Origin of the sequence: Nitrosomonas oligotropha (assembly GCF_900106555.1) — a bacterium.
GTDB classification, from domain to species: domain Bacteria; phylum Pseudomonadota; class Gammaproteobacteria; order Burkholderiales; family Nitrosomonadaceae; genus Nitrosomonas; species Nitrosomonas oligotropha_A.
The window spans coordinates 1-2,107 of sequence record NZ_FNOE01000071.1 but is presented as its reverse complement, the minus strand read 5'-3'; the positions used below and the strand labels follow the sequence as shown (position 1 = coordinate 2,107).

The 2,107-nt window shown below is 49.7% G+C and carries 4 protein-coding genes; all 4 read left to right on the top strand.

The genetic code is table 11. The features are described 5' to 3' along the window. Positions 1-323 (top strand): hypothetical protein (locus BLU57_RS15590; protein WP_256206342.1); only part of this gene is annotated, 323 nt, incomplete at its 5' end. Between the two features lie 190 nt (positions 324-513). Beyond that, complete coding sequence (locus BLU57_RS15585) at positions 514-729, top strand: hypothetical protein (RefSeq protein WP_090322920.1); 216 nt, start codon at positions 514-516, stop codon at positions 727-729. 8 nt (positions 730-737) lie between these two features. Beyond that, positions 738-1,658: a site-specific integrase gene (locus BLU57_RS15580; RefSeq protein WP_090322918.1), complete on the top strand. Its 921-nt coding sequence runs from the start codon at positions 738-740 to the stop codon at positions 1,656-1,658. Positions 1,659-1,663: 5 nt separating this feature from the next. After that, on the top strand, positions 1,664-2,107 hold a 444-nt coding region (locus BLU57_RS15575), incomplete at its 3' end, for a hypothetical protein (RefSeq protein ID WP_143027016.1).

Sequence of the window (2,107 nt, the reverse complement as noted above, 5' to 3'; positions counted from 1 at the left end):
AAAAAGGAGAAAAAATGTGTAATCCCAAATCGACAAGGGAGCGGCGTCCTATTGCCCTGTTTCCTTTAGGCAAGATTTTTGCAACCCCTGGCGCACTCGGAGCACTGGATCGGTATGCCATCAATGCGATGGATTTGATCAAACGACATCAATCAGGTGACTGGGGCAACGTGCCACCCGGCGATGCAGAAGAAAACCTGCGTTCGGTCGAGAACGGCTGGCGCATCTTATCGAGTTACACCATCAGCGACGATCAGAATCTATGGATCATCACCGAAGCTGATCGCAGTGTCACCACGTTGCTGTTGCCTGAGGAATATTGAGCCAGACTTTTGCTATTGGTTTTTAATAACAATAAGCTCCTTTCGGGTGTTATGGGAGCAAAATAAACGAAAACACCCAAACATTAGCCTGTCAGCAGATTCAATGCTGGCGGGCTTTTTTATTACTTACGATAACTGATCATTATAGCAACCGTGATGATTGGGTTATCCATTACTTATGGAGATTCATATGAAATTGATTGAAAAATCCGATTCACCATTAACCGATGCCGTGGTGGAACTGACCGGCAAGGATGGCAACGCCTTTATGATTCTCGGCCTGGTCCGCCGCGCCATCCTGAATAGCAATCGCCCGGAACTGGCGGAAAACTTCATGCGCGAAGCCACAGCCAGCGACTACGAGCATTTGTTAAGCGTGTGTATGCGCTACGTCGATGTCCGGTAGGAGGCTATATGAAAATCAAACCCATACTCGCAAGCCGCGATACCCGCAAAAAAGTCCGCACCTATCTGGCCGCCACGCAAGCCAAGAATACCCAGTTGGCCTACCGGAGCGATATTGCACATTTCCTGGAAAGCGGCGGCAAGATTCCAGCAACCCCGCATTGTGTAGCATCCTATCTGGCTGTTCATGCCAATACCTTGTCACTGGCAACGCTCAATCGCCGGGTGGTGGCAATTGGTCATGCGCATAAAGATAAAGGATTTGCATCACCGACTCGATCAGCATTGGTCACCGATACACTGCGCGGTATCCGGCGCATCAACGGCAGCAAGCAGCGCCAGGTCATGCCTTTGCTGAAGACCGATCTGGTGAAGATTACGAGAAAATTAACCGGACTGATCGGATTACGCGACAAAGCACTGCTACTGATAGGCTTTGCCGGAGCATTCCGCCGTTCGGAATTGGTCGCACTGCAAGTTGAAGACGTGCGGTTTGTGACTGAAGGTGTGCTGATCCAGATGCGCCGCAGCAAAACAGACCAAAATGGCATTGGCCGCAATGTCGCCATTCCCTATACCAATGGCCGTCAATGCCCGGTGCAGGCTTTGAAACTGTGGCTCAAAAAATCAGCCATCAAAACTGGTACATTGTTTCGCCGCATGAACCGCTTCGAGCAAATAACGGATTACGGATTATGCGCCGCATCGGTAGCGCTGATCATCAAGCAGCGTGTGGCTGAGGTCGGATTGAATCCCAAACAGTATTCCGGCCATAGCTTGCGGGCGGGTTTAGTTACCAGTGCGGCCAAAGCCGGGGTCAGTTGCTGGAAAATTCGTCAGCAAACTGCGCATAAGTCGGATGTGATGTTGCAGCGCTATATCCGGGATGGCCAGTTGTTCCACAACAACGCAGTCAGCAAAATCTGGTAGCTGGTATGGATGAGGAGGAAAGCATCATGCCCATCCGGCAAGGCAGTATTGATGGATTATGTGGCGTTTATTCGGTGATGAATGCCACCGAAGCCGTCATCGGCAAATTCCACTATGATCGCAAACTGGGACGCAAAGCCAGCCAAAGGAAAGTTTTGTTTAAAAAGCTGATCGGCTATTTGGATAAACATGACAAACTTGAAGAAGCCTTGATTTGGGGTTTTGAAAATATTGACGCCAAAGGCGGCTTCATCGACATCGCCATCAAATCCGTGAAAAAGTACCAAAAGCGCAAACTACGTAAAGGAATCGCATTTAATATGGATGGCGTGACACTGGATGCCTATTGGGAAAAACTGACCGAACATCTAAGCCAACCGGAATCGGCGGCCATCATCTGCTTGAGTGGTCGTATCAAACACTGGACGTGCGTCAGAAGGATTACGCCC